This is a genomic window from Bacillus cereus group sp. BfR-BA-01441 (assembly GCF_022663075.1).
In the GTDB taxonomy this organism is placed as follows: Bacteria; Bacillota; Bacilli; order Bacillales; family Bacillaceae_G; genus Bacillus_A; species Bacillus_A cereus.
In genome coordinates, this window is record NZ_JAKUEU010000302.1 from 1 (window position 1) to 318 (window position 318).

Here is a 318-nt window from a genome sequence, read left to right on the forward strand (position 1 = left end):
TGCTCCATAATTTGCTTTTGTTGCATTAAATGAAGGCTCATTATACGCATAAATCGTTTTGTTGACAGTAATTTGTTCAGCCGTAGGATTCATCCACTTGTCGCCTTCCCAAGTCTTAAATTTTAGCCAACCATCTGTTGTTCCATCTACTATTCTAAATGTTTGTCGCCCATACTTCGCTCCAGCATTCGCAACCTTTGATGAGAGAGAAGGTTCATCATATGCATAGAAATCTCCCATGACACGTTCTTCCCCATTCAAGTTAATCCAAACTGGACCTTCCCATGTTTCAATCTTCCACCAGCCATTATCTCTTTT

Annotated in this window: 1 pseudogene; it reads right to left on the bottom strand. The window is 39.9% G+C overall.

Annotation, left to right across the window (positions count from 1 at the left end):
• Positions 1–318, bottom strand: a pseudogene (locus tag MR107_RS30600) (hypothetical protein); the annotation flags it as partial.